Annotated in this window: 19 protein-coding genes, 2 tRNA genes and 1 pseudogene; 17 read left to right on the top strand and 5 right to left on the bottom strand. The window is 53.1% G+C overall.

Translation table 11 applies throughout. The annotated features are described in order from the left end of the window. Nucleotides 1-18 precede the first annotated feature (18 nt). The 12 genes and pseudogenes from Q9J79_RS04150 to Q9J79_RS04090 all read left to right on the top strand — a co-directional run bounded on the left by Q9J79_RS04150 (nucleotide 19) and on the right by Q9J79_RS04090 (nucleotide 5,392). On the top strand, nucleotides 19-501 hold the full coding sequence (locus Q9J79_RS04150; RefSeq protein WP_301911860.1) for a head completion/stabilization protein: 483 nt from the start codon (nucleotides 19-21) through the stop codon (nucleotides 499-501). Beyond that, a complete protein-coding gene (locus tag Q9J79_RS04145; protein WP_021439802.1) occupies nucleotides 498-710 on the top strand; it encodes a tail protein X in 213 nt (70 codons plus the stop codon). Before Q9J79_RS04150 ends, Q9J79_RS04145 begins: the two co-directional genes overlap by 4 nt. Further along, nucleotides 701-1,087, top strand: coding sequence for a putative holin (locus Q9J79_RS04140; protein ID WP_304717626.1), 387 nt, complete (start codon nucleotides 701-703; stop codon nucleotides 1,085-1,087). Before Q9J79_RS04145 ends, Q9J79_RS04140 begins: the two co-directional genes overlap by 10 nt. Next, nucleotides 1,084-1,410 carry a phage holin family protein gene (locus tag Q9J79_RS04135; RefSeq protein ID WP_304717625.1) on the top strand — a complete coding sequence of 109 codons (327 nt, stop codon included), beginning with the start codon at nucleotides 1,084-1,086 and terminating at the stop codon, nucleotides 1,408-1,410. The genes Q9J79_RS04140 and Q9J79_RS04135 overlap by 4 nt, the downstream gene beginning before the upstream one ends. After that, nucleotides 1,391-1,732, top strand: a complete 342-nt coding sequence (locus Q9J79_RS04130) for a hypothetical protein (RefSeq protein WP_301911863.1) — start codon at nucleotides 1,391-1,393, stop codon at nucleotides 1,730-1,732. The genes Q9J79_RS04135 and Q9J79_RS04130 overlap by 20 nt, the downstream gene beginning before the upstream one ends. Next, nucleotides 1,719-1,895, top strand: a complete 177-nt coding sequence (locus Q9J79_RS04125; protein WP_228369098.1) for a hypothetical protein — start codon at nucleotides 1,719-1,721, stop codon at nucleotides 1,893-1,895. Before Q9J79_RS04130 ends, Q9J79_RS04125 begins: the two co-directional genes overlap by 14 nt. A gap of 25 nt (nucleotides 1,896-1,920) precedes the next feature. Continuing rightward, a complete protein-coding gene (locus tag Q9J79_RS04120) occupies nucleotides 1,921-2,427 on the top strand; it encodes a TIGR02594 family protein (RefSeq protein WP_301911864.1) in 507 nt (168 codons plus the stop codon). Continuing rightward, a pseudogene (locus Q9J79_RS10380) lies at nucleotides 2,428-3,265 on the top strand (DNA cytosine methyltransferase). Next, nucleotides 3,262-3,480: a TraR/DksA C4-type zinc finger protein gene (locus tag Q9J79_RS04105; protein ID WP_301911866.1), complete on the top strand. Its 219-nt coding sequence runs from the start codon at nucleotides 3,262-3,264 to the stop codon at nucleotides 3,478-3,480. Before Q9J79_RS10380 ends, Q9J79_RS04105 begins: the two are co-directional and overlap by 4 nt. A 2-nt stretch (nucleotides 3,481-3,482) precedes the next feature. Then, nucleotides 3,483-4,289, top strand: a complete 807-nt coding sequence (locus tag Q9J79_RS04100) for a hypothetical protein (RefSeq protein WP_301911867.1) — start codon at nucleotides 3,483-3,485, stop codon at nucleotides 4,287-4,289. Nucleotide 4,290: 1 nt separating this feature from the next. Next, a complete protein-coding gene (locus Q9J79_RS04095) occupies nucleotides 4,291-4,704 on the top strand; it encodes a phage tail protein (RefSeq protein WP_002261532.1) in 414 nt (137 codons plus the stop codon). A gap of 43 nt (nucleotides 4,705-4,747) precedes the next feature. Then, a complete protein-coding gene (locus Q9J79_RS04090) occupies nucleotides 4,748-5,392 on the top strand; it encodes a phage virion morphogenesis family protein (RefSeq protein WP_301911868.1) in 645 nt (214 codons plus the stop codon). 625 nt (nucleotides 5,393-6,017) lie between these two features. On the opposite strand, the gene Q9J79_RS04085 is transcribed toward Q9J79_RS04090, so the two are convergent. Next, nucleotides 6,018-7,403, bottom strand: a complete 1,386-nt coding sequence (locus Q9J79_RS04085) for a 3'-5' exonuclease (protein ID WP_301911869.1) — start codon at nucleotides 7,401-7,403, stop codon at nucleotides 6,018-6,020. 117 nt (nucleotides 7,404-7,520) lie between these two features. On the opposite strand from Q9J79_RS04085, the gene Q9J79_RS04080 reads away from it, so the two are divergent. The 3 genes from Q9J79_RS04080 to Q9J79_RS04070 all read left to right on the top strand — a co-directional run bounded on the left by Q9J79_RS04080 (nucleotide 7,521) and on the right by Q9J79_RS04070 (nucleotide 9,196). Beyond that, nucleotides 7,521-7,597 (top strand) — tRNA-Arg (locus tag Q9J79_RS04080). Nucleotides 7,598-7,614: 17 nt separating this feature from the next. Then, nucleotides 7,615-7,689: transfer RNA gene (locus tag Q9J79_RS04075), tRNA-Glu, on the top strand. Between the two features lie 331 nt (nucleotides 7,690-8,020). After that, nucleotides 8,021-9,196 carry an NAD(P)H-dependent flavin oxidoreductase gene (locus Q9J79_RS04070; protein ID WP_301911870.1) on the top strand — a complete coding sequence of 392 codons (1,176 nt, stop codon included), beginning with the start codon at nucleotides 8,021-8,023 and terminating at the stop codon, nucleotides 9,194-9,196. A 343-nt stretch (nucleotides 9,197-9,539) separates the two neighbouring features. Here Q9J79_RS04070 and Q9J79_RS04065 read toward each other — a convergent pair whose 3' ends face one another. Next, nucleotides 9,540-10,088 (bottom strand): FixH family protein, encoded by a 549-nt coding sequence (locus Q9J79_RS04065; RefSeq protein WP_301911871.1) that lies wholly within the window; start codon nucleotides 10,086-10,088, stop codon nucleotides 9,540-9,542. Nucleotides 10,089-10,090: 2 nt separating this feature from the next. Then, entirely contained in the window at nucleotides 10,091-11,587 is a 1,497-nt protein-coding gene (gene ccoG, locus Q9J79_RS04060; protein WP_301911872.1) for a cytochrome c oxidase accessory protein CcoG, read from the bottom strand. Nucleotides 11,588-12,142: 555 nt separating this feature from the next. Between ccoG and tkt the strand changes: the two genes are divergently transcribed. Both tkt and fumC read left to right on the top strand, forming a co-directional pair. Further along, nucleotides 12,143-14,122 (top strand): transketolase, encoded by a 1,980-nt coding sequence (tkt, locus tag Q9J79_RS04055; RefSeq protein ID WP_301911873.1) that lies wholly within the window; start codon nucleotides 12,143-12,145, stop codon nucleotides 14,120-14,122. A 140-nt stretch (nucleotides 14,123-14,262) separates the two neighbouring features. Next, nucleotides 14,263-15,651, top strand: a complete 1,389-nt coding sequence (gene fumC / locus Q9J79_RS04050) for a class II fumarate hydratase (RefSeq protein ID WP_301911874.1) — start codon at nucleotides 14,263-14,265, stop codon at nucleotides 15,649-15,651. Between the two features lie 65 nt (nucleotides 15,652-15,716). Here fumC and Q9J79_RS04045 read toward each other — a convergent pair whose 3' ends face one another. Then, entirely contained in the window at nucleotides 15,717-16,640 is a 924-nt protein-coding gene (locus Q9J79_RS04045; protein WP_301911875.1) for a DMT family transporter, read from the bottom strand. 524 nt (nucleotides 16,641-17,164) lie between these two features. Then, nucleotides 17,165-17,701, bottom strand: a complete 537-nt coding sequence (locus Q9J79_RS04040; RefSeq protein WP_301672740.1) for a single-stranded DNA-binding protein — start codon at nucleotides 17,699-17,701, stop codon at nucleotides 17,165-17,167. Between the last annotated feature and the right edge of the window lies 1 nt (nucleotide 17,702).

Here is a 17,702-nt window from a genome sequence, read left to right as displayed (position 1 = left end):
GTTTTGAGGATATTTTTGATGATGCTTTTTGCGGACAACCCCGACCAAGGGCGGCAGGGCGCGGACAAATCGCGCATTGTCAGCATTCCGTTTTTCCCCGAAATCGATTTGACCGACTTTCGGGAAGTCATGCGCGTGGATGCGAATATTTCCGAAAGCCGCACCTATCACGCCGCGCTGGAAGCCGTCGCCCACGTCAACGGACAGCTCAAGGCGCACCGCCTTCAAGCCGTTGCCGACGGCATCGCGACACTGGCGCAAACCGCCGACGCGGACGACATCGTGGGCGGCGAATCCGTGCAAGTCCACCACTACCGCCGCGCCGTCTATTGCTACGCCAAAGCCCTGCTGCTGGAAAAGTACGCCGACACCGAGCCGACTGGAAAAGCCGAGGCGCGGAGCGAAATCAAGCAGGCACAGGCGGAAGACTACCGCCGCGAGGCGCATTTTGCCGTTGCCGCCATCGTCGGGCGACACCGTTGCGATTCGGAGCTGATATGACCGCCTATGTCAGCAAAGACGGCGACACCGTCAGCGGCATCGCGTATCGGCATTACGGCGCATCATCGGGCAACGCGGAGCGGCTGCTGGCCGCCAATCCCGGGCTTTGCGCCCATCCCGCCCTATTGCCCGCCGGCGTGGAAATCCGCCTGCCGCCCCTGCCGCAAGAAGAAACGCGCGAACATCAAACCGTCAATTTATGGGACTAACCGTGCTGCAAGACAAGACCACCACCGCCGTCAACGCCGCCGTCATCATCATCGGCAGCTACCACGTCCACGCGTCCGTCGCATTCGGCGCGCTCATCGGCGCGAGCCTGTTTATTTTGTCCGAAACCGCCGCCGCGCCGCTGAACAAGGCGTGGCTCTTCGCCGTGTCCTTCGTGGGCGGCATCTTCGGCTATTCGGACGCGGAAGAGATTATCAACTGGGCGATTCCGGGCAACCACCTGCACATCAACAGCTTTACCGCCGCCGCCGTGGTTTCCGCGCTGCTGGTTATCGTCATCCGCCGGATGATGAGGCTGGTAGCTAATCGGGAAATACTGGGGCGGCGCGCGCAAACGAAAGGGGACGCGGAACAATGAATGCCGACGCTTTGCAAACTGCCGCCGTTATTTCTCTGTCTCTCACAGGCGCGACGCGCGTGTTGCTGTTCGACACGCGGCAGAAGACGCACAAGCCGCTTCCCGCGCTGATTGCCTATCTGACCGTGGTTTGGCTGGGCAGTTTGGCGTTTTCCGCCGCCTTCGCCCTGCACAACCTGACCGCGTGGCTGCTGGTTTTCGGACTCGCCCTGCACACGGGCGCGATCTTGTGGAGCGGCGGCAATATCAGCCGCCTGCATCCGTCGGCGCATCGGTACGAAGCGGAAAAGAAAGAAAATAGTAATGATAATTCAATGGCTTAGATTTATAAAGCCGTCAATTTGGCTGGCAGCCTGCGCCTTAATCGCCGTGTGTTGGGCTTATGACCGCGCGGCGCAATATCACAAGGGCGCGGCAGACAAGGCGGCGGAAATGGCGGTCGTGATTGCCGCCAAGGAAGCGCAAATGCGACGGCTGTCGGATGCGGCGGCGGCGCGTTTTCAAAAAGATGAGGCGGTACGTTTGGAAAAGGAGAAGGTGCGCCGTGAAGTTGTGGAAAAAATCATTAATCGTCCCGTTTATGTCAACCGCTGCCTTGATGCTGGCGGCGTGCGCGAACTCAACGCCGCCATTGACGGAGATTGAAGTAGCGGCGGATTTGCTCGCGCCTTGCGAAAGGCTGGCGCATCTGTCGGGCGAATCGGGCGCGGACGTGCTTCCTTGGGCGGTTGCGGCTGCGGGGCAGTACAACCGTTGCCGCGCCAAGCATAAGGCGTTGGCGGAATCGGGATGCTTCAAGCCGCGTTAAAAACAAAAATCAGGAAAGGAACAAAATGACACAATCGAACGAATTGCCGTGGATTGCCGAAGCCAGAAAACACATCGGCTTGAAAGAAATTCCCGGCGCGAAACACAACCCAATCATCCAATCATGGCTGAAGGACTTGGGCGCGCGGTGGCAGGACGACGAAACGCCGTGGTGCGGCGTGTTTGTTGCCCACTGCCTGAAGGCGGGCGGCCGCGATATTCCTAAAAACTGGTTTCGCGCCCGCGAGTATGAAACCTATGGTTTACCACTGGAACAGCCTGCCTACGGCTGCGTGGCTACATTCACGCGCAAAGGCGGCGGTCATGTCGGTTTTGTAGTAGGCGAAACCGAAAAAGGGGACTTACTCATACATAGCGGCAATCAGTCAAACGGCGTGAACATCGCGGCGTTCCCGAAATCACGGGCGACAAGCTACCGCTGGCCGTCAAAAGGCGGTCAACTGCTGTTGCCCGACCCGTCCCGATACGTGCTGCCGACTTTCACGGCGGCGGCAAGCAAAAGCGAGGCGTAAATGGGAAAAACGGAAATGAAAAATCCGACCGTCGGCAGCCTCTTCACGGGCATCGGCGGCTTTGATTTGGGATTTGAACAGGCAGGCTTTCAGACGGCATGGCAAGTGGAAATCGACGAGATTAACCGCGCCGTGCTGGCCGACCGCTTCCCCCACGCGCGGCAGTTTGCCGACGTACGTACCACGCTGCCAGATTTGTGGCCGGTTGACGTGATTGTCGGTGGTTTCCCGTGCCAAGACGTATCCATAGCGGGCAAGCGCAAAGGGCTTGCCGGAGAAAGGACAGGTTTATTTTATGACGCGATGCACATCGTCGACCCTCAAACCCCGCTGGCTTGTGCTTGAAAACGTTACAGGTCTGCTCAATTCAAACGATGGCAAAGACTTTCAAGAAGTCGTCAAGTCCCTTGCCCAATGCGGGTATGTGGGATTCTGGCGGGTGCTTAATGCAGCATATTTCGGAGTCCCCACGGCGCGCCGCCGCGTTTTCTTGGTCGCAGGTTTGGGAGAGTTCCCCCCAATCGGGTTTATGGCTGACACCGGGGCAGTTGGAGAGCTTCCTCAATCGGATGATGCGGATGGGGAAAAACCCCACAATACGCTGCTTAGAGGGGTTTCCACTGCCGCAGTCGACCGGAATTGTTCGGATATCGTCCTTGTCAGAAACGGACGGGGTAAGATGGTTGAGCGGCAGAGAGCGTCTGAAGATTATGGGCTTCGACTCGGAATGGATGAGGCCAACCATGCGGAGGCTAGGGCTGCCGGAAACGCCGTCTGCCCGCCGGTCGCGCGCTGGATTGCCGAAAAGCTGATACCGACATTCGGGGGCGCGCAATGACCGACATCATCGACCAAGCCGCCGCGCTGGAAGAACGGATGCGCGATTATTGGATTGCGCGGCATAAGGAGCAGGCGGCCGATGCGCCGTCTGCCCAAGAATGCGAAGAGTGTGGGGACATCATCCCGGAGGCGCGACGGCTTGCCGTCCCCGGCTGCCGCCTGTGTATCGAATGCCGCCGCGAAGAAGAGCAGCGGCTGAAATTCAAGAGGTAGAAATGGACAAGTTCAAACCGGTAAATAAGACCGTCGAAGCGTTTGAAGACTACGAGGGTTTTGTGGAAAAGTTCAAGCCCAAGAAGACGACCGACGACTGCTACACGCCGCCCGCTGTTTACGCGGCGGTGCTGGAATGGGTAAAGGAGGAAATCGGCATAGCCGAGGGGCTGGAAGTCATCCGCCCGTTTTATCCGGGCGGCAACTACCAAGCCGAAAATTACGCGGGCAAGGTCGTCATCGACAATCCGCCGTTTTCGATAATCACTCAAATCGTGGCGTTTTATCAGGCGCGCGGCATTCCCTTTTTCCTGTTCGCCCCGCGTATGACCTGCCTGTCGGGACAAAAGGCGGGGATGGAAAACCTGACCGCCGTGTTCGGATGTAAAGACATCACCTACGAAAATGGCGCGAATGTGCCGACCGCGTTTCTTACCAATATGATGGGCGACGTGAAAATCCGCGTTTCCGAAACGCTGGAAGACAAGCTCAAGGCGGCAATGCCGTCTGAAAAAAAAGCCTTGCCGCGATACGCCTACCCGGAAAACCTCATCAAAGCGGCAGACTTGGAGCGATACGGCGAGCTGGAAATCCGCCGCGCCGACACGCTGCCCGTCAGCGCGCTGGACGCGCAAAAGCCGCACGGTAAAACCGTATTCGGCAAGGGGCTTTTACTTTCGGATAAAGCGGCAAAGGCGGCAAAGGCGGCAAAGGCAGCAAAAGCGGCAAAGGCAGCAAAAGCGGCAAATATTATTGTTTGGCCGCTTTCCGAGCGCGAGCAAAAATTAATCGAAGGGTTGAACCGTTAACATGAAAAAGCCTGAAAGTTTGCGCGCGGCTTTGGCGGCTTCGCTGCCCGAGTTCGCCGATGCGCCCGACCGTTTGCGCCTGACCGTGTTCGCCGGGCAGGTTGTCCCGAAACGCAACACCTTGAGTTTTGAAACGAAATACACGCTAAACGTTTTTGTCAGGGAGTTCCACCGCGACCCTGCGCTGTTGTTTTTGGTTGTCAACCAATGGCTTCAGGAAAATCAACGGGATATTTTATGTCCGGGCGCGGACGCGTCGGCACGGGCGTTCGTGTTTGAAGCCGAGCCGATCGAGGCGGATGTGTGGGATATTATGATTGAATTGAAATTGTCGGAAACGGTTATCGCGGGATTGGACGACCAAGGCAAGGTGGTTTACAAGACGAAAAGCGAACCGCCGAGACAGGATTTTTAAATCATGCCGATTCGTTCGGCATTTTTTTATTTGAAAGAGAATAATGGCAAAAAACAAAAACAAAAACACGCTGGCGTTTGAACGGCTTGCAAACGATATTGTGAACCTTTCGCAATCCGTCGCCCCCGGCAAGCGCGCGAAATTGTTAAAAACCATCGCCGCCGAACTCATACGCCGCCACCGAAACCGTATCAAGTTGAACATCGAACCGGACGGAAGCCCGATGGATGGGCGGAGCGGCGAGCGTTTCAAATTCCGCCGCCTTCGCGAAGGCGAGGGATTGAACGGGCGAAATTTTCACTTTTTTGGGAGGATCAACGACGGTGCTTGGAGTAGCCCGGCATACAGCCGGACGGAAAACGGCAATGAATTGGTGCGCTTCGAGGGAGAGCGGGAACTTTACGGATTCAAGCGGGAATATTTACTTATCAGAAAAACGACGACGCGCGCCCGGTTGCAGATGTTCAGAAATTTGGGCAGGGCTAAGTGGCTGAAAAGTAAAGCTGACTCAAACGAGGCAGTCATCGGATGGTTTGGCGGGAATGTCGCGCATATCGCTATCGACCACGACGAGGGCAATACTCGGAAAAACCTGCCGTCCCGCCTGCTTTTGGGGCTGTCAAAAGACGATTTGCTATACATCCAAGAACAAATTTTAAACGCGGTAAACGGCGGTTTTACCGATTAGCCCCAAGCAAACCGCGCCGCGAAAAGCCGCAAAAAAATGCCGCCCGAACATCGGCTCGGGCGGCATTAAAATTATTGTTCGAAACCCACGCACAAACAAGCATAAAAATGCAGATACTTGCATAAAACCGCATAAAAAACCGTATATTCAAAAACCCCGAAACCCTTATAAAACATAAGGCTCAAGCCCCCGACCGCCGACGCATAAAAAAACCCACCCCCACGAGGCCCCAAGGCTTGGAGGGCGAGCGCGGTTCTACCCCCGCCGCAGCAAAAAAGGAAAGCAAAAAAATCCAAAGAAAACAAAGTAACAAACTTGGGTACTTTTGCGGGTATAAAATTTTTTATTCTATAAAAATATAATATAAACAACGGATTATTAATTACTTTTAGTTTTGATGGAAAACGGCTTCTAAAAACCACCCTGCTTGTCCGATGCCTTCGGATGGACGGACAAACCGACACGGCACGAAAACCGCGTCGGCAAAAATGCCGTCTGAAAAAATTCAGACGGCATCTTCGGACACATTACCTGCAAACGGCAACACATTCCAACCCAAACCGATTAGGCAATCCATACGAACGGCTGTTTACATACTTGTCGGCTTTCACCAAGCAATATCGATTTAACCGATTTCCTTAATATTTTTCCTGTCCGTTTTAAACTTCGCCTTAAACGCATCCGGTAAATCTTTATCGAAATACCAAAGCCCGTCATCCATTTCCAATGCGCCACCCATTCCATGCAGAACAACTTTTTCCCCCGTTAAAGGATCAGTTTCGGTAATTTCTACCTCATGCATTTTTCCCCAATCCAAAATAGGCAACTTGTGTGCAAACGCCAAAACCTGTTCGTCAGAACGGCCGCACGCCTTATCGCATCGGCCTGAAACATATACGGGACAAGGCTCATCCTCTGCATAACCGTCCGGAAGGATACCGGCTGCGGCAGGACACAATCCGTATGTTTCCGCCCACGACGACAAAGCCCGTCTCGCCGCCTTTTTATTGGCAAATAATCCGGTAGGCGGATTATCCGTCACACCGTTTTTCAAAGCCGCTGTTTTCGCATTCAACATGCCGTCTGAACCTTTTTCAAACCTGACGGTCGTAAATGTTTTAAGCAGATTTTTGGCAGATACATAACAACCCGAATGATAACGTCCGACCAATTCCGCTTTAATCTTATATGCATGCAGGCTGCCCAATGCAGGAAAAAAACGGACTTCCTCCGTATTGCACCAATCAAACGGGGCTTTTCCAGAATCCAACAAAGCCGCAACCTCGCTATATGCCCGTTCAAACGTACCGATGTAATTTACTTTCCCTCCGCTGTCGAAACAGGCAAGCACCCCCATACCGTCAGGCAAACCGTACAACTGTTCCCTCAACCGTTCGGGCAGCGCGGCAGGCAGCGGTTTCGGATTCATCAAACGGAAACACTGCCTGATCCATGCCTTAACCCCATGTTCCGACAGGCTGTATTCCAAATAATCACACAATGCCGATACATCCGCCATCGCACGATGCCTGTCTTCCACAACAATCCCCAACCTTTCGATGATACTGTCCAGGCTGTGCTTGTAAAATTGCGGATACAGACACCGGGACAGTTGCACACTACACAAAGCAGGCGATGAAAATCCGATACCCGCACGATGAAACTCATGCTTTAAAAACGTATAGTCGAAACGGCTGTTATGTGCAATCAACACACAACCCTTCAATACCGAAAACAACTCGCCGGCAATCTCTGCAAAAACAGGTGCGTCGGCAACCATGCCGTCTGAAATCCCCGTCAGCCCCGCCACAAACTGCGGAATAGGTTTTTGAGGATTAACCAGCCACTCATGCCTCACCACCCTTCCCTGCTCAAACTTGACCAAAGCCACTTCGGTTACCCTGTCTTCATACAGATTGCCGCCCGTCGATTCCAAATCAACCACGGCAACAGGCATTCCAAACCGTAAAAATACCTTTTCCAGCAAGGGCCAGCGGGAAGCAACAATCATTTTATTCTCTTTAAATTCAAACAACAAACCGATATTTTACACTTTTAAGGCATTTCATCCAACAAAACAATTGACAGAATCCGATGATTACCCTAAAATTCAAACCTTTCTTGCAGCGCACCCGTAGCTCAGTTGGATAGAGTATCTGGCTACGAACCAGAGGGTCGGGCGTTCGAATCGCTCCGGGTGCGCCAGTAAGAAAATACAATATGCGCCCATCGTCTAGCGGTTAGGACATCGCCCTTTCACGGCGGTAACCGGGGTTCGATTCCCCGTGGGCGTGCCAAATTCCAAATCCCCGAGATTATCCCTCGGGGATTTTTTATTACCTCGGCAACTCGTTACCATATCTTTATCTACCCCTTCATCGAAATCTCAGACGTAATCGAATCATATTCAAACCTTTGCCGTGCAAACCGATATCCCATAACCGGATACGGTGTCCGTTCAACATTTTGTCCGATTGGTACAGATATAACAGCATATTCCAAAGCTCCTTCTGCTTTTCTGTTTACCACTGCAATATTTAGAGTATAATACCAAATTTGAGCAATGGTTCTAAAACAGTTAGAACCATTTTTCATGAGCCTGACTGATTCGTATACTCGGAGAAACTGATGCAGAATATTTTTGACCCTTTGATTATTCGTGGAAAATCCCTTATCCCCATCGTGCAAGGCGGCATGGGGGTCGGTGTTTCCGCATCGGGTTTATCCAGCGCGGTGGCACGTGAAAACGGTATCGGAACGATTGCCAGTGTGGATTTACGCCACCTTCACGAAGACTTGCTCGCCGAATCCCAAATCAATCCGAGTGAAGAGAAATATACGTCTTTAAACTGTACCGCATTAGACAGGGAAATCCAAAAAGCCAAAAGTGCTTCAGAGGGAAAAGGACTGATTGCGGTCAACGTAATGAAGGCGGTCAAAGACCACGCCGCGTATGTGCGTCAGGCTTGCGAATCAGGGGCGGACGCGGTCGTGATGGGCGCAGGTCTGCCTTTGGATTTGCCGGAAATGACCGAGGGCTATCATAAGGACGTCGCGCTGCTGCCGATTCTGTCCGAATCGCGCGGCATCAATATCGTTTTGAAACGTTGGATGAAAAAAGGCATATTGCCCGATGCGATTGTAGTCGAACATCCTGCCCACGCGGCTGGACATTTGGGTGCATCAACCGTTGAAGGCGTAAACGATGCTAAATTCGACTTCAAACGCGTGATTGAGGAAACGTTTGAAGTTTTCAAAAGTTTAGGGCTAGAAAGCGAAAAAATCCCGCTTATTCTTGCGGGAGGCATGGCAAATTTTGAAAAAGTCAAAACCGCCCTAAAGAACTGGGGAGCCTCCGCCGTTCAAATCGGTACGGCTTTTGCCGTTACCGAAGAAGGAGATGCGCACCTTAACTTCAAAAAAACGCTCGCCGGTGCGGAAACTGAAAAAGTAGTCGAATTTATGTCTGTTGCCGGTTTGCCGGCGCGCGGTGTCCGCACCAAATTCCTAGACAGCTACATCAAGCGTGAAAGCAAACTTCAGGCAAACGCCAAAGCCGACCCGCGCCGCTGTACCCAAGGATTAAACTGCCTGACCAGCTGCGGCCTGCGCGACGGGCTTTCCAAAGCAGGGCAATTCTGTATCGACATCCAGCTTGCCGCCGCATTCCGTGGAGAAGTAGATAAAGGCCTGTTCTTCAGAGGTAAAGACCCTCTTCCCTTCGGTAATGCCATCCGCACCGTCCGCGAGACGATACAATATCTACTAACGGGAAGCGAACCTGTTGCAACAGTAGGACGCTGACATCAGGTAGGATTTGATTTGCAAACAAAATGCCGTCTGAAGGGCTTTCGGACGGCGTTTTTCAGGTTGTGTTCCGGAATAGTGTCGAAAAAACGGAGAAAAATAAAAAACGTTTTTATGTGAACAAAACGCCTTCTGCATTGTGTCAGGCATACAACATAAATGCCGTCTGAAGCTCTTCAGACGGCATTTTTCAGGCTGCGTTTCGGAATGGGTGTTAAAAAATAAACGGGATGAGATACATTTATTTTCGTCCGACAAATCAGATCATCACGCCGAATAATCAAACAATGCCTGCCCGACATTGCATATAACAAACCAATGCAATGAAAACACGGCTTTTTTATTTATTTCCGGCATTATTGAAAAGTTTATCCATCGGGGTCAGATCGACCGCATTGCCCTGGCTGGTAATCCATTTGTTCTCGACGCGCCACACGCCTGCCGCGTCCTCCACGCGCACATACCAGTGGTTGGTTGGCGGAAGAGTTTTGAACACCGCCTCATATTCCGCCCTGCCGTTCTGCGCGCTGCCGACGGGCTTGAGGGCGACGGTTTGATCATCTGCCTTGCGGGTCGGGTGCATCAGCAGCAGGTTCAAAGGCTGTTTGCCGTCAAATTCGCCGCTGACGAACACCTTTGCCGCATTCATATCGGGGGAAATGAGGACCTGTACCCCGATATGCCGTCTGACGGCTTCTTCATCCCGATGAAGCTGGATGTCGATATGCTTGCCGTCCTTATAATAATCGTCCGTAACCAAATCTGTCGCGTGCTGCTGTGCGACAAAAAACATGGCGACGCTGGCGATGACGACAAAAATCGGACCCGCCATCAAGACCCACGGCCAGACGTGTTTGTACCAAGGCTTGATTGGAGTGTTTTGAGACACGGTTATTCTCCGATAAAGGTTGCGTCTTCTTCCAAAACAACCGGCTTGCCGTCTGATGCACCGCTTTCCCGGTATTGGAAGATAAACTCGATAGGATGACTGCCTTTGTCCGCGTATTCCGGAATGGTAGACACTTGTACAGGAAGGGTTACTGTTTCGCGCGGGGCAACCTTGATACCGCCTTCAGGCAGCCCGGTCAGGGCTATTTCGTCAAATCCTTTGACACTTGCGGTAATCAGCTGTTCTTTTTCGCTGTTGTTGATGATACGCAGGCTATATGCGTTTTCCAGCCAGCCTTTGGCGTTTTCGCGCACCATTACGCCACGGTCTTTCAAAATATCGACTTCGACCATTTTGCGCGTGGACAAACCGACTAGGAAGGCGGCGATAACCACTGCCAACACCGCGCCGTAACCTGCCACGCGCGGTCTGAGCAGCCGTTTTTTAATGTCTTTTTCAGAATATTCGTGTTCCAGCGCACTTTCGGTCGTATAACGGATTAATCCGCGCGGATAGCCCATTTTGTCCATAATCTCATCACACGCGTCGATACAGGCGGCGCAGCCGATACATTGGTATTGCAGGCCGTTGCGGATGTCGATGCCGACGGGGCAGACTTGGACGCACATCGCACAGTTGATGCAGTCGCCCAAACCCGCCTCTTCCTTGTTGACCGTTTTCTTGCGGGCTCCGCGCGGTTCGCCGCGTTCCGCGTCATAAGAAACAATCAGCGTGTCCTTGTCGAACATCGCGCTTTGGAAACGTGCGTACGGGCACATATGCAGGCATACTTTTTCGCGCATGATGTGGGCGAAGAAGAAGGTCATAAAGCCGTAAAACGCTGCGGCAAACATCGCGCCGCCGCCTGCTACTCCGGTGAATAAATCGGGAACGAACTGGCGGATGGGGACAAACCAGCCTGCAAACGTGATGCCCGTCCACGCGCAGACAAGGAAAATCAACAGGTATTTGGTGGCTTTGATGCGGATTTTAGTGAAATTCCACGGCGATTTTTCCAGTTTCAGCCGTTTGTTTCTATCGCCTTCGACCAGGTTGTCGATCCACAGCATGATTTCCGTGTAAACCGTTTGCGGGCAAGAATAGCCGCACCACAGTCGCCCTGCAATCGTCGTCCACCAAAACAGCCCGAAGGCGCAAATCATCAGCAGCAGAGCAAGGTAAATCAAATCGCCCATCCCCAACGACAATCCGAAAATGAAGAAATGCCGTTCGGGGATATTGAAAACGACAGCCTGCCTGCCGCTCCAGTTGAACCACGGAATCACATAAAACACAAACTGCGTCGCCAATACGGCGGCAATACGCAGTTTGGCAAACCGCCCTTCCGCTTTTTTCGGATGGATGCGTTCGCCTTCGGGATGGATTTGAATCACGCTGGCACGCGGATCAAACGTTTTTTTCACTTTCGATGCGGCTTTTGTTTTTTCGGACGGGCTGTGCTCGGGTTCCGGATTACCGGCTTGATTTTCCGTGGTCATGCTACGTTCCTTGATTTTTGATTAATGGTTTGTCCGTCGTGGCTACTGTTTTCTTTTCAGACGGCATTTTGCTTTTTTTGATGTCTTTACGTTTTGATATTTTCAGAAAATATATTTTTCTCAAAATACACTCTTGCTATTGTACAACTTTATGCACTTATTGATACGCAAAAAGATAAATATCCGAACAATACCGCCCCAAATGCACCTCCCCTTCACGGACAAAACTATATGTGCTGAAAACTTCCTTATTTGAATATAATTAAAAAACAACGGGTAAGAAATAAATAGGCAAATGACTGCAAAAAACGTCGATACCCCATCATAAACAAACACTATTTATTTAATAAATAATTTGTAACACTTTGTTTTCAAAAGTATAGAAACACCTTTCACATCCAAGCTGAAACCGATATCCCGATACCCGGAGCATATATCCTTCCGGCACAGCCGTACCGCCCGCTCCTCCTTTTCTTGAAAGCATATGCGAATCGGGCGATAATCAACGCCTTCTGACCATCCACTTATCCAAAACACCAGCAAGGAAAATACAAAATGTCTCAACTGGCAAACGCAATCCGTTTCCTCTCCGCAGATGCCGTTCAAAAAGCCAATTCCGGCCACCCCGGCGCGCCTATGGGCATGGCGGAAATGGCAGAAGTATTGTGGACGAAATTCCTGCATCACAATCCCGCCAACCCCAAATTCTACAACCGCGACCGCTTCATCCTCTCCAACGGCCACGCGTCCATGCTGTTGTACAGCCTGCTGCACCTGACCGGCTACAACCTGAGCATTGAAGACCTGAAAAACTTCCGCCAGCTGCACAGCAAAACCCCCGGCCATCCCGAATACGGCTACACCGACGGCGTGGAAACCACGACCGGCCCGTTGGGGCAAGGCATTGCCAACGCGGTAGGTATGGCGTTGGCGGAAAAAATCCTTGCCGCCGAGTTTAATAAAGACGGTTTGAACATTGTCGATCACTACACCTACGTCTTCATGGGCGACGGCTGCCTGATGGAAGGCGTATCGCACGAAGCCTGTTCGCTCGCAGGCACTTTGGGCTTGGGAAAACTGATTGTTTTATATGATGACAACAATATTTCCATTGATGGTAAAGTGGACGGCTGGTTTACCGAAAACATCCCGCAACGCTTTGAAAGCTACGGCTGGCACGTCGTTCCCAATGTAAACGGCCACGACACCGCCGCCATTCAAGCCGCTGTCGAAGCCGCCCGCGCCGAAACCGGCAAACCGTCCATCATCTGCTGCAAAACCTTAATCGGCAAAGGCAGCGCCAACAAAGAAGGCAGCCACAAAACCCACGGCGCGCCTTTGGGCGCGGACGAAATCGAAGCCACGCGCAAACATCTGGGTTGGGCATATCCTGCGTTTGAAATTCCGCAAGAAATTTACGATGCGTGGAATGCCAAAGAAAAAGGTGCGAAACTGGAAGCGGAATGGAACGAACTGTTCGCGCAATATCAAGCCAAATATCCCGCCGAAGCCGCAGAATTCGTGCGCCGTATGGATAAAAAACTGCCGGACAATTTCGATGAATACGTTCAAGCCGCATTGAAAGAAGTGTGCGCCAAAGCCGAAACCGTCGCCACTCGTAAAGCCAGCCAAAACAGCATCGAAATCTTGGCAAAAGAGCTGCCCGAACTGGTGGGCGGTTCGGCCGACCTGACCCCGTCTAACCTGACCGACTGGTCAAACAGCGTCTCCGTTACCCGCGACAAAGGCGGCAACTACATCCACTACGGCGTGCGTGAGTTCGGTATGGGCGCGATTATGAACGGTTTGGCATTGCACGGCGGCATCAAACCCTTTGGTGCAACTTTCCTGATGTTCAGCGAATACGAACGCAACGCCCTGCGTATGGCGGCACTGATGAAAATCAACCCCGTCTTCGTGTTCACCCACGATTCCATCGGTTTGGGCGAAGACGGCCCGACCCATCAACCGATTGAGCAGACCGCCACCCTGCGCCTGATTCCGAATATGGACGTATGGCGGCCGTGCGACACCGCCGAATCCTTGGTGGCTTGGGCAGAAGCCGTCAAAGCCGCCGATCATCCGTCCTGCCTGATTTTCAGCCGTCAAAACCTGAAATTCCAAACGCGTGATGAGCAACAATTAAACGACATCAAACGCGGCGGCTACGTCATCAGCGAAGCCCTAGGCAACGCGCAAGCCGTCATCATTGCCACCGGTTCCGAAGTCGAGCTGGCTTTGGAAGCGCAAAAAGTATTGGCAGAACAAGGCATCGCCGTGCGCGTCGTTTCCATGCCGTCCACCAACGTATTCGACCGCCAAGACGCTGCCTATCAAGCCGCCGTCCTGCCCGAAGGCCTGCCGCGCATCTCCGTAGAAGCCGGACACGCCGACGGCTGGTACAAATACGTCGGACTGAACGGCGCAGTCGTCGGCATCAACCGCTTCGGCGAATCCGCCCCTGCCGACTTACTCTTCAAAGAATTCGGCTTTACCGTGGACAATGTGGTTGATACTGTGAAATCAGTGCTGTAACCCCACACCTAAACAAATGCCGTCTGAACGCTTTTCAGACGGCATTTTTTTACCCTCCCGCCTTGATGCTTCCTCATTCCGCCAATCTCCATTATAATATTTGCGAATCACTCTTATTCACACTTCAAAAGGAGAAACGTATGAACACCCGCACCGAACACGACACGATGGGCAATGTCGAAGTCCCGTCCGAAGCCTATTGGGGCGCGCAGACACAGCGCAGCCGCAACAATTTCAAAATCGGCGGCGAAACCCTGCCGCAGCCGCTGATTTATGCTTTGGCGTTGGTGAAAAAAGCCGCCGCCGCCACCAATGTTTCCCTCGGCAGGATTAAGCCCGAGCAGGCAGATTTGATTACGCAGGCGGCGGACGACGTGTTGAACGGCAAGCTCGACGGACAGTTCCCCTTAGTGGTCTGGCAGACCGGCTCCGGCACGCAGTCCAATATGAACATGAACGAAGTGCTGGCGAACCGCGCCAACGAAATCGCCGGTACGGGTTTGGCGGCGTACCGGCCCGTCCATCCCAACGACCATGTGAACCACGCGCAATCGACCAACGACGCGTTCCCGACCGCCATCCACGTCGCCGCCGCGATTGAAATCAACCGCCACCTTATTCCGGCGGTAAAAGCCCTGCGCGACACCTTGGACAAAAAAGCCCAAGCCTTCGCCCCCATCGTCAAAATCGGCCGCACCCACTTGCAAGACGCGACGCCGCTGACTTTGGGACAAGAATTTTCCGGCTACGTTTCCCAGCTTGATCACGGCTTAGGCCGTCTGAACGACGCGCTCAAAGGTCTGTACGAACTCGCTTTGGGCGGCACGGCGGTCGGCACGGGTTTGAACAGCCATCCCGAATACGCCGAAAAAGCCGCCGCCAAACTCGCCGAATTGTCCGGCCTGCCGTTTGTCAGCGCACCGAACAAATTTGAAGCCTTGGGCGGGCGCGATGCCGCCGTTGCCGCTTCGGGCGCATTGAAAACGCTGGCGGCAAGCCTGAACAAAATCGCCAACGACATCCGCTGGCTGGCAAGCGGCCCGCGTTGCGGTTTGGGCGAAATCAAAATCCCTGAAAACGAGCCGGGTTCGTCCATTATGCCGGGCAAAGTCAATCCGACCCAATGCGAAGCAATGACGATGGTGTGCTGCCAAGTGTTCGGCAACGACGTTACCATCGGTATGGCGGGCGCGTCGGGCAATTTCGAGCTAAACGTCTATATGCCCGTTATCGCCTACAACCTCCTGCAATCCGTCCGCCTGTTGGGCGACGCGTGCAACAGCTTCAACGAACACTGCGCCGCCGGTATCGAACCCGTACCGGAAAAAATCGACTATTTCCTGCACCATTCCCTGATGCTGGTTACCGCGCTGAACCGCAAAATCGGTTACGAAAACGCCGCCAAAGTCGCCAAAACCGCCTACAAAAACGACAAATCGTTGCGCGAAACCGCCGTTGAGTTGGGCTTGCTGACAGGCGAAGAATTTGACGGACTGGTCGTTCCTGCCGATATGGTTCATCCGCGCTAATCCTTCCCTCCAATAAAAATGCCGTCTGAAACCTCGTTCAGACGGCATTTTCCGTTGCCTGCAAACTAGCGGCGTTTGAACAGCCTGTCCCCCACCGCCGCCGTAACCGCGCCCCCGACCACGACCAGTGCGCCGGCATAGCCCAAACCGTTCATATCCGGCGCGGCAAAAGTATCAGGCATCACATAATGCCCGAGCAAAGAAAATATTACGGTAAACACCGGGAGCAAGGTTGTTACCACGCTGACTTTGGAAGCCTCCCAATGTTTCAACGCCTCGCCGAACGAGCCGTAACCGATTAACGTATTCAAGCAGCAATACACAAAACAAACCCACGCCAACGTACCGTCCAAACTTCCGATGTGTGCCGGTTCGGCAAACGGCAGGAACACGGCGGCGCTTGCCGCATAAATCAACAGCAGAATCTGTTGAGGGCCGAATTGCGCCGACAGCAGCTTTTGCGCCACGGCATAACACACCCAGGCCATACTGCCTGCCGCGCACAGCAACACGCCCTTCGCATACGCGCCCAAACCCGACAATTCGCCGAATTTGTCGTTAAAAAACATAAGCAAACCGACAAGCAGCAAAACCAAACCGATTTTCTGCGCGGCAGTCATCCGGTCTTTAAACAGCAATACGCCGACAACAATCATCGTAAACGGCGAAATCTGCCACAAAACCTGCGTCGTAGTCGGCGAAATATAATGCAGCCCTTGGGCAATCAGCACAAAGTTTGCCGAAATGCCCGCCACACCGAGCAGCAGCAGCCTGAATGACCGCCAAGAAAAATCCCGCCGCTTCGGCAGCCGCCCGCCCAATGCCAGCAAAACAAACAATACCGCCGCCGCCACGGTAAAACGCACCCACACCAACGTCGGCGCATCGACAAACTTCAATACCTGCCGCACGGCAATCGGCAGCGTCCCCCACGTCATCGCCGCCAAAAGTGCCAACGCGAAGCCTAGGTGCGGCCTTTGGTTTTCCATCCTGATTTCCCCATTTTTAAACAACCGTATTGCCGGACGATGCCGGTTTGCCGCATCGGGCAATGATGGTTCAAGCGTTTGGCGTTTGATTCCAACCTTTTGATTTCAAACAAACCGGCTGAAGCCCGACTATTGCTTCGCGCTATTTGGAAACACCGCCTGAATTTTAAAATATAGTGGATTAACAAAAACCGGTACAGCGTTGCCTCGCCTTAGCTCAAAGAGAACGATTCTCTAAGGTGCTGAAGCACCAAGTGAATCGGTTCCGTACTATCTGTACTGTCTGCGGCTTCGTTGCCTTGTCCTGATTTTTGTTAATCCACTATACCGTCTGAAAACAGCGGGGGCGTGCGGCAGGCATCACTGCCTCAAAACGCCAGAACGGCGCAATCGCAACGTTCCGCCCAACGCAAGGGGCGACAACAAGCCGACACAAATGCAAAAAAGAGAAACCCTGCCCCGTAAGGTTTAAGGTTTCTCCATCCTTTATGATTTCCCTCCGCGAGGATGTGCTGCCGTAAAATTCAGAACGGGATGTCGTCGTCAATGTCCTCGACCGGGGCGGCGGCCGGCACGGGTTGGCGGCGCGGCGCGGCAGGTGTTTCTTCGTGTGTTTCTTGGGGATAAGACGGGGCAGCAGGAGAAGCTTGCTGCCTTTGCGGCGCAGAACGTTGGTAGCCCTCCTGACTCTGACCGTAACCTTCCTCGTAAGGCGCGCCGCCGCTGTTTTCATTGCGCCCGCCCAACATTTTCATTTCGTTGGCGACAATATCGTAAGCAGTGCGTTCGATGCCGTCTTTGCCTTGGTATTTGCGGCTTTGGATTCTGCCTTCCAAATAAACCAGCCCACCTTTTTTGAGGTATTGCCCAGCAATTTCGGCCAGTTTGCGGTACATGGTGATGTTATGCCACTCAGTACGCTCTACACGCTGGCCGTTGCGGTCGTTCCAAGTTTCGCTGGTAGCAACTGAAAAATTGCAGACGGCTTCGCCGTTGGGCATATAGCGCACTTCGGGATCGCGTCCGAGGCGGCCGATAAGGATGACTTTGTTCAATGACATT

The organism is Neisseria viridiae (genome assembly GCF_962747995.1).
GTDB classification, from domain to species: Bacteria; Pseudomonadota; Gammaproteobacteria; order Burkholderiales; family Neisseriaceae; genus Neisseria; species Neisseria viridiae.
The sequence above is the reverse complement of the archived record's forward strand: the minus strand, read 5'-3'. Positions and strand labels throughout refer to the sequence as shown.

Excerpts from the sequence above, each read along its gene's own strand:
- Q9J79_RS04150 (WP_301911860.1), top strand. The coding sequence starts at position 19 with ATGATGCTTTTTGCGGACAACCCCGACCAAGGGCGGCAGGGCGCGGAC.
- Q9J79_RS04145 (WP_021439802.1), top strand. The coding sequence starts at position 498 with ATGACCGCCTATGTCAGCAAAGACGGCGACACCGTCAGCGGCATCGCG.
- Q9J79_RS04140 (WP_304717626.1), top strand. The coding sequence starts at position 701 with ATGGGACTAACCGTGCTGCAAGACAAGACCACCACCGCCGTCAACGCC.
- Q9J79_RS04135 (WP_304717625.1), top strand. The coding sequence starts at position 1,084 with ATGAATGCCGACGCTTTGCAAACTGCCGCCGTTATTTCTCTGTCTCTC.
- Q9J79_RS04130 (WP_301911863.1), top strand. The coding sequence starts at position 1,391 with ATGATAATTCAATGGCTTAGATTTATAAAGCCGTCAATTTGGCTGGCA.
- Q9J79_RS04120 (WP_301911864.1), top strand. The coding sequence starts at position 1,921 with ATGACACAATCGAACGAATTGCCGTGGATTGCCGAAGCCAGAAAACAC.
- Q9J79_RS04105 (WP_301911866.1), top strand. The coding sequence starts at position 3,262 with ATGACCGACATCATCGACCAAGCCGCCGCGCTGGAAGAACGGATGCGC.
- Q9J79_RS04100 (WP_301911867.1), top strand. The coding sequence starts at position 3,483 with ATGGACAAGTTCAAACCGGTAAATAAGACCGTCGAAGCGTTTGAAGAC.
- Q9J79_RS04095 (WP_002261532.1), top strand. The coding sequence starts at position 4,291 with ATGAAAAAGCCTGAAAGTTTGCGCGCGGCTTTGGCGGCTTCGCTGCCC.
- Q9J79_RS04090 (WP_301911868.1), top strand. The coding sequence starts at position 4,748 with ATGGCAAAAAACAAAAACAAAAACACGCTGGCGTTTGAACGGCTTGCA.
- Q9J79_RS04085 (WP_301911869.1), bottom strand. The coding sequence starts at position 7,403 with ATGATTGTTGCTTCCCGCTGGCCCTTGCTGGAAAAGGTATTTTTACGG.
- Q9J79_RS04070 (WP_301911870.1), top strand. The coding sequence starts at position 8,021 with ATGCAGAATATTTTTGACCCTTTGATTATTCGTGGAAAATCCCTTATC.
- ccoG (WP_301911872.1), bottom strand. The coding sequence starts at position 11,587 with ATGACCACGGAAAATCAAGCCGGTAATCCGGAACCCGAGCACAGCCCG.
- tkt (WP_301911873.1), top strand. The coding sequence starts at position 12,143 with ATGTCTCAACTGGCAAACGCAATCCGTTTCCTCTCCGCAGATGCCGTT.
- fumC (WP_301911874.1), top strand. The coding sequence starts at position 14,263 with ATGAACACCCGCACCGAACACGACACGATGGGCAATGTCGAAGTCCCG.
- Q9J79_RS04045 (WP_301911875.1), bottom strand. The coding sequence starts at position 16,640 with ATGGAAAACCAAAGGCCGCACCTAGGCTTCGCGTTGGCACTTTTGGCG.
- Q9J79_RS04040 (WP_301672740.1), bottom strand. The coding sequence starts at position 17,701 with ATGTCATTGAACAAAGTCATCCTTATCGGCCGCCTCGGACGCGATCCC.